The following is a 14,307-nucleotide window of genomic DNA, read 5'->3' as shown; positions in this document are numbered from 1 at the left end:
AAAAGACCTCCTTAATTTATAAACTTAAACCCTATGTAATTATTTTATAGTAAAGGCAAAAGAATTACTAGTACAAATAAAATAATATAAGTATTAAGGGTAGAATTAAATCCCCATTATAAGTATAATTATAATGGGGATGTTAATAAAATATTAGTAGCTTCGTAATAATTAGATTAAATATTATATTAGTGTTAATATTAAATAATTATAAAAAGAGAGAAGGATAAAAATGGAAAATAACATTGAAGGTAAAAATTTAAGTAAAAAAGTGCCTCAAATAACAGGGAGTTTGAGGAGCCATATGATAGAGCTACCAAGTGCAATTAGGGATGCTAGTGGAATTGTAATATTTGGGAAAAGGTTGAAATCTTTTGTTTTTACTACAGATGTGGCAGTTATAAGAAATACAAATGCGGATGCAATTATTGCAGTATATCCATTTACACCTCAGCCCATTATAACAGAAGCCTTAGTATTAGCAGCAGATGTACCAGTGTTTTGTGGCGTTGGAGGAGGGATTACTACAGGGAGAAGGGTGACAAATTTAGCACTAGATGCTGAATTTAAAGGTGCTATGGGTGTAGTAGTCAATAGTCCTATATCAAATGATGTTATAAGACAAGTAAGGAGAACTATAGATATTCCAATAATAGTTACAGTTGTGTCAGAATTTGAAGATACAGAGGCTAGGATAAATGCCGGAGCAACTATAATCAATGTTTCAGGTGCTAAAAAGACAGCGTATATAGTTGGAAAAATAAGAGAAAAACATCCCGATTTTCCTATAATTGCGACAGGTGGTCCAAATAATGAAACTATAAGGGAAACTATAAAAGCAGGGGCTAATGCAATTACATATACCCCCCCAATAGTAGCAGATATTTTAAATGAAATAATGATTAAGTATAGAACGATTTACGAGACAGAGAATGAAGAAAAATAGAATAAAATATAGTAACTATTGATAAAACAATTTTAATTAAAGTGGTAGGTGATAAAATGGCTGTAGGTGGAGATAACTGTGATAAATGTCCTGAAGCCTCTACAAAACAGTGTAATGGCGGAGACGTGGACTGTTTATGCAAAAGATGCCCAAGAAATTTAAGGCAGTGTTTAACTACAAAATACTGTAGAGAAACTGAATCTATAATTAACATAAAAGATTACTGGTGGGATAACCTTGAATAAGGTAGTAGGATGAAAGTTGTAAAAACTTGAAGATCATATAAAAGCAATAGGTTATTAATAGTTATTAATATAATAAAAGATGCTATTTTAAATAGCATATACAAGCTACTAGAACAGTTTATGTTTTGGTAGCTTTATTTAATTTACAGGAAATTATAAAAAAATTAAAATTATTTAGATTAGAGAAGTTTTGGTAATATATAATTTTTTAAATATGGTGCTGAAAGTTATAATAGTTGTGGTAATTCTGTAATATAAAAATGTATAGAGGAATTATTTGATGAAAGTAGGGAAATAATAAGGAGAAATTAATTAAGTTTTAAATTATAAGGAGGAACAATATTATGCCAAATATAGAACAGATGACACATGTAGCAAATAGTTGTAAGGGATATGACTCGGTAGGAACAGGATTTCAATCTTCAATAGGGACATCATTTAGTAAAAGCTGTAATAATTGCCATCATTTAAAAAACAATAAATGTGAAGTTAATTTATATGACAAGGTTTTAGCAGGATTAGATCAAGGCTAATGCAAGTATTAAATTACTAATATTTTAGAGGTATTCCAGAAGAAAGTCTCCCACTTCTAAGTGGGAGTTACACATCATAACAAAGAGAAAACTTTAGTGTAAAATAATGTTAAAATAGTAATTTAAACACAAATAATAAAATGTATGCTATACTAATATGGAATTGTGTATTAAATATAGAATATTCATAATGTTTATTTTGAATATATTGAGAAAGTTATATTTAAGTGTTAAAATAATTGTTAGACTTCAAGACAAATCATAAGATTAACAAAAAAATGGGAAAAGTAAAACTTGGAGGGTGAATCATGCATAAAAGATTATTTATACCGGGGCCAGTAGATGTAGCAGAGGACGTACTTCAAAAAATGGCTACGCCTCAAATATCACATAGAGGCAAGGAAGCATCAGAGCTACAAAGAAACATAAGCGACAAAATGAGAAAAGTGTTTAATACTAAAGAAGAAATACTACTTTCAACGAGTTCAGGAAGTGGTCTAATGGAAGGTGCTGTACGTTCATGTACAGCCAAGAGAGCAGCAATATTTTCAGTAGGAGCATTTGGAAACAGATGGTTTGAAATGTGTACGGATAATGGAGTACCAGCAGATAAATTTGAATCTGAATGGGGACAACCAACAACTCCAGAAATGATCGAAGAAGCATTAGTAACTGGTAAATATGATTTAATAACGATTACTATGAATGAGACTTCAACAGGACTCGTGAATAACATGGAAGTTCTTTCGTCAGTTTACAAAAAATACCCTGAAATTGTAGTATGCGTTGACACAGTAAGTAACGCTGCTGGAACAGAAGTAAAAGTAGATGAATGGGCTATAGATATTTGTATAACTTCAACTCAGAAATGTTTAGGATTACCTGCAGGAATGGCTATTTGCACATTCTCAAAAAAAGCAGTAGAAAGAGCTAAGCAAGTTACAAATAGAGGAGTATATTTTGATTTATTAGGACTATATAATTGCATTCAAAAGAAGGATTATCAATATCCGTCTACGCCTTCACTTGCACATATGTTTGCTTTAGATTATCAGTTAGATAAGATATTAGACGAAGGCTTACAGAGCAGATATGCTAGACACATCGCTGGTGCTGAACTTGTTAGAGAGTGGGCTAGAAAATATTTTGAAATATTCGCTAATGAAAACTTTTTGTCAAATACATTAACTAATGTTAAAAACACAAGAGGAATCAGTATTTCTGACTTAAACAAGAAATTAGGTGAAAGAGGCTTTATTATTTCTAATGGTTATGGAAAATTAAAAGATAAGACATTTAGAATTGCTCATATGGCTGAAACTACACCAGAAGAAGTGAAAAATTTATTGAAAATAATAACCGAAATTTTAGAACTTAAATAATTAACAATTAGATTAAGAATGAAAAATTGTAATGTGATTTTTCATTCTTAATTTGAGTTTATATAATTATTGAAAATGATATAATTGGTTTAAGAATCCACTAAAGTGTCTGAATCCACTAAAGTATCTAAATTAAAGGATAATATTTCTTTATATAAAGAGGAGGATAATCATGATTAGGGTATTAGTTACTGATAGTATGGAAAAAAATGCTGTTAAAGAGTTGAAAGCTAAAGGGTTTGAAGTTGTTGAGAAGTTTTATGAACCAGAAGTTTTGGGCGAAGCATTAAAATCATTTGACGTAATTGTAGTTAGATCTGCAACAAAGGTTAGAAAACCAATAATCGACAAAGCGGCAGAAGCGGGAAGACTAAAGCTTATAATACGTGGAGGGGTTGGCGTTGACAATATTGACGTAGCATATGCTAGAGAAAAAGGGATAAATGTATCTAATACTCCAAATGCAAGCAGTGCATCTGTAGCGGAACTTACGCTTGCTCATATGTTTGCAGTATCAAGATTTGTTAATATTTCTAATGTATCTATGAGACAGGGCAAATGGGATAAGAAAAAATATGTAGGTGTAGAAATTGCGGGAAAAACTTTAGGTTTAGTTGGGTTTGGAAGAATATCAAGAGAACTAGCTAAAAAAGCATTTGCACTTGGCATGACGGTCATATATACAGATATAATAGGTAAAGCTAAGGATTGTGATGAGTACGAATTCTGTGAGTTAAATGATGTATTAAAAAGAGCAGATTATTTATCATTACATATACCATTCATTAAAGATCAAGGGGCTACTATAGGAAAAGACCAATTAGATATGATGAAGGATGGATCATTCTTAATTAACTGTGCTAGAGGTGGAGTAGTTGATGAAGATGCTTTAGTAGAAGCTTTAGATAATGGCAAATTAGCAGGAGCTGGAGTAGATGTTTTTGTTGAAGAACCAACTAAAAATGAAACTTTAGTTAACCATCCAAAGGTTTCTGTAACACCACATATTGGAGCTGCAACGCAGGAAGCTCAAACAAGAATAGGTACCGAGATAATAAGTATTATTTTAGAATTTTTCAAATAAATTAATTAATCACAGGAGGGATAATCATGGCAGTAGTAAAGTCATTTAAAGCATACAGACCGCAATTAGGTTTAGTAGAGAAAGTAGCAGCTCTCCCTTATGATGTTATGGATAGTGAAGAGGCTAGAGAAATGGTAAAAGGAAAACCTTATTCATTTCTACATGTCGATAAACCAGAAATAGATTTACCACAAGGTATAGATACGCACAGTGAGCAAGTTTATTTGAAAGCCAGAGAAAATCTTCAAAAAATGATTAGCGATAAAGTGTATATGCAAGATGAAAAACCTTGTATGTATATATATAGACAAATAATGAATGGAAGACCTCAAACTGGTATAGTTGCTTGTGCTTCAATTGATGATTATATAAATAATACAATTAAAAAACATGAGCTAACAAGATCGGATAAAGAGCTTGATAGATTTAATCATGTTGATTATACAAATTGTAATACTGGACCAATATTTTTAACATATAGACATAAAGATGAAATAGATAGTATAGTTAAAAATTGGACAGAAACAAAAACACCAGTATATGATTATAAATCAGAAGATGGAGTATCACAAATTATTTGGGTTATAGATGAGGAAGCAATTATAAATAAGCTATCAGCTGTATTTACGCAAACAGATTATTTATATATAGCTGACGGACATCATAGATCAGCTTCAGCTGTTAAAGTTGGACTAAAGAGAAGAAAAGATAACCCAGCATACACTGGTGATGAGGAATTTAATTTCTTCCTATCGGTTATATTCCCAGATAATGATTTATACGTAATGGATTATAATAGAGTTGTTTCAGATTTAAATGGAAATTCTTCAGAAGATTTTTTAAATAAAGTTACTGACAAATTTGATATAACTCCATATGAAGGTAAAGGCCAATTTAAACCAGAAGTGCAAAGAACATACGGAATGTTCTTAGAGGGAAAATGGTACAAACTGTCAGCAAAAGAAGGGACTTTTAATATGAGTGATCCAGTTGAAAGATTAGATGTATCAATACTTCAAAAGAATTTACTAGATCCGATTTTAGATATTGATGATCCAAGAACAAATTCAAGAATCGATTTCATAGGTGGAATAAGAGGGCTTGGGGAATTAGAAAGAAGGGTTAGAGAAGGAATGAAAGTTGCATTTTCTATGTGCCCTACAACTATGGATGATCTAATGGATATAGCAAATGCGGGGAAAGTAATGCCTCCTAAATCAACTTGGTTTGAACCTAAATTACAAAGTGGAATATTTGTCCACGAACTATAATCTAACATCATGATAAGAATAAAACTGTTGAAATGGAAAAAGACCACGCATATGCGTGGTCTTTTTAAATATATAGGGTATAATTAAATTATGAAATTGATTTGTTTTATTAATAAATTTTATAATATGAAAACATATAATACTTAAAATAAGATATATTTAAAAGGAGAGAGAAACATATGCCACAGCATTCATTGTCAAGAACAGAATTACTCATAGGTATGGACAGTTTAAATAAATTACGAGAAAGTAAAGTAGTAGTTTTTGGAATAGGTGGAGTTGGTAGTTATACAGTTGAAGCACTAGTAAGAGCAGGTGTTGGGAAATTGGTATTAATAGATGATGATACAATTTGTTTAACAAACTTAAATAGACAAATACATGCTACATTTAAAACTATAGGTAAAAGTAAGGTTTTAGTAATGAAGGATAGAATACTCGAAATAAATCCTAAATGTGAAGTTATCACTCATGAAACATTCGTAACTGCAGATAATATGGGAGATATAATTACTGAGGACACAGATTATGTAGTAGATGCTATCGATACAGTAGCTTCAAAAATATCATTAGTTGAACACTGCAGAAAACGTAATATCAATATTATATGCTGTTTAGGGACTGGAAATAAATTAGATCCAACGCTATATAGAGTCGCAGATATTTATGATACAAAAGTATGTCCACTTGCAAGGGTTATAAGACAGGAGCTAAGAAAGAGAAATATTGATAGCTTAAAGGTTGTTTACTCAGAGGAAACCCCTATGAGGCCGAAGTTAGAGGAGGTTATAACATGCAAAGAAGGTTGTGTATGTACAGGAGGTTCAAAAAAGTGTGCTATAAAAAGACAAATTCCAGGTAGTATATCTTTCGTTCCTCCAGTAGCAGGAATGATACTTGGTGGAGAAGTTATTAAGGATTTAATTAAATCATCTCCTGCGGAGCTGAACAGCTTCGAAGAAGATGAACTAACGACTCCAGAAGGGGATTTATACTCCAACTTATAGAAGTGGGAGACTTTCCTTCTGAAATGTCGTTAAAAAGAAAAATTAATATTTAATGTTATTGGGATGAACAAAAATAAGAGTGAAAATTAATGCACTCTTATTTTTGTTGAAAATTATTTGTGTAAATATATTTACCATTAATTCAAAAACGAATATAACGCTGGATAAACATTTAAATTACTCATTAAAGATATATATTCATCCATAGCTGTATCATTTTCTTCACTTGTCTTTATGGCTCTTATCATTAGATTTTTAGGTGTTTCAAGAGGAGATATATATTCTACTACAGAAACATCATATCCTTTAGCTTCTAGCAGTAATGAACGCATTCCATCTGTTAAAATATCGGCCATTCTCGATTTAAATACACCCTGCTTTAGTATGTTTTTAAAGGGTTCATAAGAATATTGCTTTAAAAATTCTCGATGGCAGCATGGAACTGCGATGATTATATTAGAGTTTACTCTGATACCTAGAGCTAATGCCATATCTGTAGCAGTGTCACAAGCGTGTAATGATAATACTACATGTATAGTTTTATCAGGTTCATAATCTTTAATATCAATAGCATGGAACTCCATATTCCTGTAATTTAAGTTTTTGGCCATGTTTTTAGATGAGTCTATTATAGATTTAGAGTAATCTAGCCCAATAAAATGGCATTTTTTCTTTTTAACTTCAGTTAAATAATAGTTTAGTACAAATGATAAATAGGATTTTCCACAACCACAATCTAATATATTTATAACTTGATGTTGTGGGAGCTTATCTAAAATTCCTTCTAAGAGTTCTACATAGTGATCAATTTGATTATATTTTCTTATTTTATCATTTTTAATTTTACCATCTTTACTCATTATGCCTATTTCTTTTAACAAAGCATCTGCACTACCAATCTTTATATAGTAATCTCTATTCAAAAGAGTGGAGGTAGTTCTACTAATATGAGTAGAGGGTAATTTAGAAGAAATAGTATTTAAGTCTTCATCCTCTACGAAATCCACATTTAAGCTCTTCATAGTTACATTTTTATTATCTGCAGAGATTAAAATTGAAGAACCTCTTTCACTATAAACTAGAGATGAGCATTCATAGCTTTCGGCTTCTTTAGTTATGTTAGAAAATAATTGATTTATACTCAAAGTTTCTGTTTTTCCATTAAAATTATATTTAATATTTCCATTATCATAAATACCTGTTCCTTTAAACTCTTTTAGACCTGTTATATAGGTAGTATCAATTTGTTTAAATATTGAACAGTTTTCAGAAAATCTATTTTCTAGGCCCATTAGAAAAAGTTTTAATTTATTAATATTTTGCTTATTCATTGTGCTCAAACCTTTCTTCTATAATTATTTTTCAACTATGCTACAAGTATAACAAAAAATTAAAAGCTATTGAAGAAAAATATAATATTATAATTGGTTATGTTATAATAAATGGTATGAAGAAAAGCAACTATTAAACTTTAATTAATGATTTTAGTGTAGATAAAGGGGCTTAAGATGAACAAAGGTAAGTACGTAAATTTAGAAGCTTTAAAAGGTAATGATAGAGAGTATATAATAAAGGATAGTAATTATATTATACTAGGAAGAATATTTATAGTTGAATTAGATAAAAAAAATAAGTTTTGTCAGTTTAGATTGAAATTTCATAACCACAATAATGGGGGTTATGAGTATTTAAAAGATACGTTAAATCTTATGCTGGGTATTTTGTTTAAAAATATGGGATTAAACAAAGTAAATGTTATGGTTCATGAAAGTATAAATATTAGTGCTTTTATTGATTTAGGATTTCAGTTAGAAGGTATTATCACAGATAGTGTAGTAAATAAATCTGAATATCAATCAGAAATGATGTTTGGTATAAATGAGTTTGGACTTAAAAAAAATTCAATAAAAAGAGAACTTACAATTAAGGGAATGAATATTAAGATTCATGCATTAATTCCAAGCGATGCGGAAGAAGTGTTAGAGTTTCATTTAAGAAACAGAAAATTTCTAAGGCCTTTTGAACCGTCTAGAGATGAGAAGTTTTATACTTTAGAGAGCCAAAAACGTACTTTAGTAGAGAGCTATAAACAATTTTTGAATGGTAATGTTGTGAATTTTGGGATATACAAGAATAACAAACTTATTGGCAAAATAAAGATATCGAATATAGTGATGGGCAGTTTTAAAAATGCGTTTATAGGTTATTCTATGGATGAAAAGGAACAAAGTAAGGGATATATGAAAGAATCAGTTAAACTTGTAATGAAATATGCTTTTGAAGAATTAGAGCTTCATAGAATAGAAGCAACTACTTTAATAGATAATGAAAAGTCACAAAGAGTTTTAAGTAGTTGTGGGTTTAAAGAACTTGGTATAAGTGAAAAACATTTATACATAAATGGTGAATGGAGAGATCAAATGGTTTTTTATAAGGTTAAAAACAGTTAACTAATCTAATATGATTGAAATTTTATTTATAACTAGAATGGCTATTGGAATAGATATTTTTATGAATTTAAGCGTTTAGGATGAGTTTACAAGTATATGATATGTATACTAATCCTAGTGTATCAATATGAGAAAAACGTAGAATAAGTAAGAAAATAAGATTATTGTGCACTTATATTAAGATAAGTAATACACATCATAAAACAGATAAAAATAATTATGATAAGATATTACATGTTGCTACAGTTTAGCTGCGAGAAAGTAATCATTACAACAGAGAATTTAAATTAAAAGATTAAAAAACTGTTGACAGATGATTAAATAACTGGTAGAGTAGTAGAGGTCGTCACATGATGACAAAGTAAATTGGTCTTTGAAAATTAAACAGAGAAATAGGTAAAGATAGCGAAATAATATTTCGTTAAACCAGTTAATTACTTTAGTATAAAGTAAAATTTAGTCGTAAGACTAAAAGTATGTAATGAGCTTGCGTAACAACTTAACAGTTGTCGCAGATTAATCATTTCAACTAAAAAAGTGTAAACTTTTAAATTGAGAGTTTGATCCTGGCTCAGGACGAACGCTGGCGGCGTGCCTAACACATGCAAGTCGAGCGATGAAACCTTTCGGGGTGGATTAGCGGCGGACGGGTGAGTAACACGTGGGTAACCTGCCTCAAAGAGGGGAATAGCCTCCCGAAAGGGAGATTAATACCGCATAATATGTTTTGGTCGCATGATCGAAACATCAAAGGATTTTTCTTCGGAAAATTCCACTTTGAGATGGACCCGCGGCGCATTAGCTAGTTGGTGAGGTAACGGCTCACCAAGGCGACGATGCGTAGCCGACCTGAGAGGGTGATCGGCCACATTGGAACTGAGACACGGTCCAGACTCCTACGGGAGGCAGCAGTGGGGAATATTGCGCAATGGGGGAAACCCTGACGCAGCAACGCCGCGTGAATGATGAAGGCCTTCGGGTTGTAAAGTTCTGTCTTCTGGGACGATAATGACGGTACCAGAGGAGGAAGCCACGGCTAACTACGTGCCAGCAGCCGCGGTAATACGTAGGTGGCAAGCGTTGTCCGGATTTACTGGGCGTAAAGGATGCGTAGGCGGACATTTAAGTCAGATGTGAAATACCCGAGCTTAACTTGGGTGCTGCATTTGAAACTGGGTGTCTAGAGTGCAGGAGAGGTAAGTGGAATTCCTAGTGTAGCGGTGAAATGCGTAGAGATTAGGAAGAACACCAGTGGCGAAGGCGACTTACTGGACTGTAACTGACGCTGAGGCATGAAAGCGTGGGGAGCAAACAGGATTAGATACCCTGGTAGTCCACGCCGTAAACGATGAATACTAGGTGTCGGGGGTCGAACCTCGGTGCCGCCGTTAACACATTAAGTATTCCGCCTGGGGAGTACGATCGCAAGATTAAAACTCAAAGGAATTGACGGGGGCCCGCACAAGCAGCGGAGCATGTGGTTTAATTCGAAGCAACGCGAAGAACCTTACCTAGACTTGACATCCCCTGCATAACCCAGAGATGGGCGAAGTCCTTCGGGACAGGGTGACAGGTGGTGCATGGTTGTCGTCAGCTCGTGTCGTGAGATGTTGGGTTAAGTCCCGCAACGAGCGCAACCCTTATCATTAGTTGCTACCATTAAGTTGAGCACTCTAGTGAGACTGCCCGGGTTAACCGGGAGGAAGGTGGGGATGACGTCAAATCATCATGCCCCTTATGTCTAGGGCTACACACGTGCTACAATGGTGAGTACAAAGAGATGCAAGACCGCAAGGTGGAGCCAAACTCAAAAACTCATCCCAGTTCGGATTGTAGGCTGCAACTCGCCTACATGAAGCCGGAGTTGCTAGTAATCGCGAATCAGCATGTCGCGGTGAATACGTTCCCGGGCCTTGTACACACCGCCCGTCACACCATGAGAGTTGGTAACACCCGAAGTCCGTGAGGTAACCGTAAGGAGCCAGCGGCCGAAGGTGGGATTGATGATTGGGGTGAAGTCGTAACAAGGTAGCCGTAGGAGAACCTGCGGCTGGATCACCTCCTTTCTAGGGAGTAGATGTATTGACTTCGGTCGATGCAATAGAAGAATATTAATTTGTTCTTCAAAAATATCTATTGTAATTAATCGTACCTAGTTCTCTGTTTAATTTTGAGAGACTAATTTTATCTAACTCTTAGGAGTTAGATAATGAATAGTTTTTCTTAAAATGTTCTTTGAAAATTGCACAGTGAAAAAAGTTGTTTTAAAAAAATTAAAACTACGCAAGTAGTTTATAAATTAATTTAATACAATTTCGCAAAATTAATATAACCGTCTATGTAAATAGACAGAATCAAGGTCAAGCTACAAAGGGCGCATGGCGAATGCCTTGGCACTAGGAGCCGAAGAAGGACGCGTTAAGCTGCGATAAGCTTTGGGTAGGCGCAAATAGCCTGTGATCCAAAGATTTCCGAATGGGGGAACCCACATAGTAACAACTATGTACTGCATACTGAATAAATAGGTATGCAGAGGTAGACCCGGGGAACTGAAACATCTAAGTACCCGGAGGAAGAGAAAGAAACATCGATTTCCTAAGTAGCGGCGAGCGAAAGGGAAAGAGCCCAAACCCAGGTCTTTGATCTGGGGGTTGAGGATAGATCATAAATACTGCAATTCCTTAATTGAAGATAGCTGGAAAGCTGCTCCGCAGAAGGTAATAGGCCTGTAAATGAAAAGGAAAAACAGTCAGATCTAATCCAGAGTACCACGAGACACGTGAAACCTTGTGGGAAGCTGGGAGGACCACCTCCCAAGGCTAAATACTACCTAGTGACCGATAGTGAAGAAGTACCGTGAGGGAAAGGTGAAAAGAACCCCGGAAGGGGAGTGAAATAGAACCTGAAACCGTGTGCCTACAACCGGTCGAAGCACTTTATATGTGTGACGGCGTGCTTTTTGTAGAACGAGCCAACGAGTTACGATATGTAGCAAGGTTAAGTACTTAAGGTACGGAGCCGAAGGGAAACCAAGTCTGAATAGGGCGCATAGTTGCATGTCGTAGACCCGAAACCGGGTGACCTATCCATGGCCAGGATGAAGCGGAAGTAAAATTCCGTGGAGGTCCGAACCACGTTGGTGTTGAAAAACCATGGGATGAGCTGTGGATAGCGGAGAAATTCCAATCGAACTCGGAGATAGCTGGTTCTCCTCGAAATAGCTTTAGGGCTAGCGTCGATTAATTGAGTAATGGAGGTAGAGCACTGAATGGGCTAGGGGCTGACAACAGTTACTGAACCCTATCAAACTCCGAATGCCATATACTTTTATTTCGGCAGTCAGACTGCGAATGATAAGATCCGTAGTCAAAAGGGAAACAGCCCAGACCATCAGCTAAGGTCCCAAAGTGTAAGTTAAGTGGAAAAGGATGTGGGATTTCTAAGACAACTAGGATGTTGGCTCAGAAGCAGCCACTCATTTAAAGAGTGCGTAATAGCTCACTAGTCAAGAGATCCTGCGCCGAAGATGTCCGGGGCTAAAACTTACCACCGAAGCTATGGGTGTACACAATTGTGTACGCGGTAGAGGAGCTTTCTGTACTGGCTGAAGTCATACCGTAAGGAGTGGTGGACGGTACAGAAGTGAGAATGTTGGCATGAGTAGCGAGAGTTAAGTGAGAATCTTAACGGTCGAAAACCTAAGGTTTCCTGAGGAAGGCTCGTCCTCTCAGGGTTAGTCGGGACCTAAGCCGAGGCCGAAAGGCGTAGGTGATGGACAATCGGTTGATATTCCGATACCACCAATGGACGTTATTAGAAATGGGATGACGCAGGAGGATAAGATGTGCACACTATTGGATGTGTGTCTAAGCATTTAGGCGGAGCAGACAGGCAAATCCGTTTGCTCTTAACGCTGAGATGTGATGGGGAAGGGAATTTATTCCTGAAGTATCTGATTCCACGCTGCCAAGAAAAGTCTCTATCGAGGATATTGGTGCCCGTACCGCAAACCGACACAGGTAGGTGAGGAGAGAATCCTAAGACCATCGGAAGAATTGTTGTTAAGGAACTCGGCAAATTGACCCCGTAACTTCGGGAGAAGGGGTGCCTACGTAAGTAGGTCGCAGAGAATAGGCCCAAGCAACTGTTTAGCAAAAACACAGGTCTCTGCTAAAGCGAAAGCTGATGTATAGGGGCTGACGCCTGCCCGGTGCTGGAAGGTTAAGGGGATTACTTAGCGCAAGCGAAGGTATGAACTTAAGCCCCAGTAAACGGCGGCCGTAACTATAACGGTCCTAAGGTAGCGAAATTCCTTGTCGGGTAAGTTCCGACCCGCACGAATGGCGTAATGATTTGGGCACTGTCTCAACAACACATCCGGCGAAATTGTAGTGCAAGTGAAGATGCTTGCTACCCGCGATTGGACGGAAAGACCCCGTAGAGCTTTACTGTAGCTTAGCATTGAATTTCGGTATTGTCTGTACAGGATAGGTGGGAGACTGAGAAACATGGGCGTCAGCCTGTGTGGAGTCATCCTTGGGATACCACCCTGACAGTACTGAGGTTCTAACTGGAGGCCATGAATCTGGTCACAGGACATTGTTAGGTGGGCAGTTTGACTGGGGCGGTCGCCTCCAAAAAAGTAACGGAGGCGCCCAAAGGTTCCCTCAGCGCGGTTGGAAATCGCGCGAAGAGTGCAAAGGCAGAAGGGAGCCTGACTGCGACACTTACAAGTGGAGCAGGGACGAAAGTCGGGCTTAGTGATCCGGTGGTACCTCGTGGGAGGGCCATCGCTCAACGGATAAAAGCTACCTCGGGGATAACAGGCTGATCTCCCCCAAGAGTCCACATCGACGGGGAGGTTTGGCACCTCGATGTCGGCTCGTCGCATCCTGGGGCTGAAGTAGGTCCCAAGGGTTGGGCTGTTCGCCCATTAAAGCGGCACGCGAGCTGGGTTCAGAACGTCGTGAGACAGTTCGGTCCCTATCCGTCGCGGGCGTAGGAAATTTGAAGGGAGCTGTCCTTAGTACGAGAGGACCGGGATGGACAAACCTCTGGTGCACCAGTTGTCACGCCAGTGGCATCGCTGGGTAGCTATGTTTGGAAGGGATAAACGCTGAAAGCATCTAAGCGTGAAGCCCACCCTGAGATGAGATTTCCCATAACTCGCACGTAAGTGCGATGTTAGTAAGACTCCTGGAAGACCACCAGGTTGATAGGTTAGAGGTGTAAGCATGGTAACATGTTCAGCTGACTAATACTAATAAGTCGAGGGCTTGACCTAAATATATAATTAAAAGTAATGCGATATACTTCTTTCGTAAGAAAGAAGCGAGGCTTTGAGCGTGAGCGAAAAGACTAATTCACTGTGCAATTTTCAGAGAATATT

At 36.4% G+C, this 14,307-nt stretch carries 9 protein-coding genes and 2 rRNA genes; 10 read left to right on the top strand and 1 reads right to left on the bottom strand.

What is annotated here, in order from left to right; translation table 11 throughout:
- Nucleotides 1-232: 232 nt before the first annotated feature.
- From ACWJJ2_RS13420 to ACWJJ2_RS13390, 7 genes are all read left to right on the top strand, one after another.
- Nucleotides 233-946 carry a beta/alpha barrel domain-containing protein gene (locus ACWJJ2_RS13420; protein ID WP_165414546.1) on the top strand — a complete coding sequence of 238 codons (714 nt, stop codon included), beginning with the start codon at nucleotides 233-235 and terminating at the stop codon, nucleotides 944-946.
- A 56-nt stretch (nucleotides 947-1,002) separates the two neighbouring features.
- Complete coding sequence (locus tag ACWJJ2_RS13415; protein ID WP_165414545.1) at nucleotides 1,003-1,191, top strand: hypothetical protein; 189 nt, start codon at nucleotides 1,003-1,005, stop codon at nucleotides 1,189-1,191.
- Between the two features lie 344 nt (nucleotides 1,192-1,535).
- A complete protein-coding gene (locus ACWJJ2_RS13410) occupies nucleotides 1,536-1,724 on the top strand; it encodes a hypothetical protein (protein WP_462953399.1) in 189 nt (62 codons plus the stop codon).
- A gap of 308 nt (nucleotides 1,725-2,032) precedes the next feature.
- Complete coding sequence (locus tag ACWJJ2_RS13405) at nucleotides 2,033-3,106, top strand: pyridoxal-phosphate-dependent aminotransferase family protein (protein ID WP_216304486.1); 1,074 nt, start codon at nucleotides 2,033-2,035, stop codon at nucleotides 3,104-3,106.
- 172 nt (nucleotides 3,107-3,278) lie between these two features.
- Nucleotides 3,279-4,190 carry a D-2-hydroxyacid dehydrogenase gene (locus ACWJJ2_RS13400; RefSeq protein ID WP_216304487.1) on the top strand — a complete coding sequence of 304 codons (912 nt, stop codon included), beginning with the start codon at nucleotides 3,279-3,281 and terminating at the stop codon, nucleotides 4,188-4,190.
- A gap of 26 nt (nucleotides 4,191-4,216) precedes the next feature.
- On the top strand, nucleotides 4,217-5,461 hold the full coding sequence (locus ACWJJ2_RS13395) for a DUF1015 domain-containing protein (protein ID WP_216304489.1): 1,245 nt from the start codon (nucleotides 4,217-4,219) through the stop codon (nucleotides 5,459-5,461).
- A 179-nt stretch (nucleotides 5,462-5,640) separates the two neighbouring features.
- The gene (locus ACWJJ2_RS13390) at nucleotides 5,641-6,468 is read left to right on the top strand and encodes a tRNA threonylcarbamoyladenosine dehydratase (protein WP_462953398.1); all 828 of its coding nucleotides are present in this window, start codon (nucleotides 5,641-5,643) and stop codon (nucleotides 6,466-6,468) included.
- A gap of 137 nt (nucleotides 6,469-6,605) precedes the next feature.
- Here ACWJJ2_RS13390 and ACWJJ2_RS13385 read toward each other — a convergent pair whose 3' ends face one another.
- Complete coding sequence (locus tag ACWJJ2_RS13385) at nucleotides 6,606-7,799, bottom strand: class I SAM-dependent methyltransferase (protein WP_216304492.1); 1,194 nt, start codon at nucleotides 7,797-7,799, stop codon at nucleotides 6,606-6,608.
- A gap of 177 nt (nucleotides 7,800-7,976) precedes the next feature.
- Here ACWJJ2_RS13385 and ACWJJ2_RS13380 point away from each other — a divergent pair, with 177 nt between their 5' ends.
- The 3 genes from ACWJJ2_RS13380 (at nucleotide 7,977) to ACWJJ2_RS13370 (ending at nucleotide 14,202) form a co-directional block, all read left to right on the top strand.
- Nucleotides 7,977-8,918: a GNAT family N-acetyltransferase gene (locus tag ACWJJ2_RS13380; RefSeq protein WP_462953397.1), complete on the top strand. Its 942-nt coding sequence runs from the start codon at nucleotides 7,977-7,979 to the stop codon at nucleotides 8,916-8,918.
- A 548-nt stretch (nucleotides 8,919-9,466) separates the two neighbouring features.
- Nucleotides 9,467-10,984, top strand: a 16S ribosomal RNA gene (locus tag ACWJJ2_RS13375).
- 292 nt (nucleotides 10,985-11,276) lie between these two features.
- A 23S ribosomal RNA gene (locus tag ACWJJ2_RS13370) occupies nucleotides 11,277-14,202 on the top strand.
- Together the 16S and 23S rRNA genes form the textbook arrangement of a ribosomal RNA operon.
- Nucleotides 14,203-14,307: the final 105 nt, after the last annotated feature.

The sequence above is a fragment of the Clostridium sp. CM039 genome (assembly GCF_055081075.1).
The sequence above is the reverse complement of the archived record's forward strand: the minus strand, read 5'-3'. Positions and strand labels throughout refer to the sequence as shown.

Excerpts from the sequence above, each read along its gene's own strand:
- ACWJJ2_RS13395 (WP_216304489.1), top strand. The coding sequence starts at position 4,217 with ATGGCAGTAGTAAAGTCATTTAAAGCATACAGACCGCAATTAGGTTTA.
- ACWJJ2_RS13390 (WP_462953398.1), top strand. The coding sequence starts at position 5,641 with ATGCCACAGCATTCATTGTCAAGAACAGAATTACTCATAGGTATGGAC.
- ACWJJ2_RS13380 (WP_462953397.1), top strand. The coding sequence starts at position 7,977 with ATGAACAAAGGTAAGTACGTAAATTTAGAAGCTTTAAAAGGTAATGAT.
- ACWJJ2_RS13415 (WP_165414545.1), top strand. The coding sequence starts at position 1,003 with ATGGCTGTAGGTGGAGATAACTGTGATAAATGTCCTGAAGCCTCTACA.
- ACWJJ2_RS13420 (WP_165414546.1), top strand. The coding sequence starts at position 233 with ATGGAAAATAACATTGAAGGTAAAAATTTAAGTAAAAAAGTGCCTCAA.
- ACWJJ2_RS13400 (WP_216304487.1), top strand. The coding sequence starts at position 3,279 with ATGATTAGGGTATTAGTTACTGATAGTATGGAAAAAAATGCTGTTAAA.
- ACWJJ2_RS13405 (WP_216304486.1), top strand. The coding sequence starts at position 2,033 with ATGCATAAAAGATTATTTATACCGGGGCCAGTAGATGTAGCAGAGGAC.
- ACWJJ2_RS13410 (WP_462953399.1), top strand. The coding sequence starts at position 1,536 with ATGCCAAATATAGAACAGATGACACATGTAGCAAATAGTTGTAAGGGA.
- ACWJJ2_RS13385 (WP_216304492.1), bottom strand. The coding sequence starts at position 7,799 with ATGAATAAGCAAAATATTAATAAATTAAAACTTTTTCTAATGGGCCTA.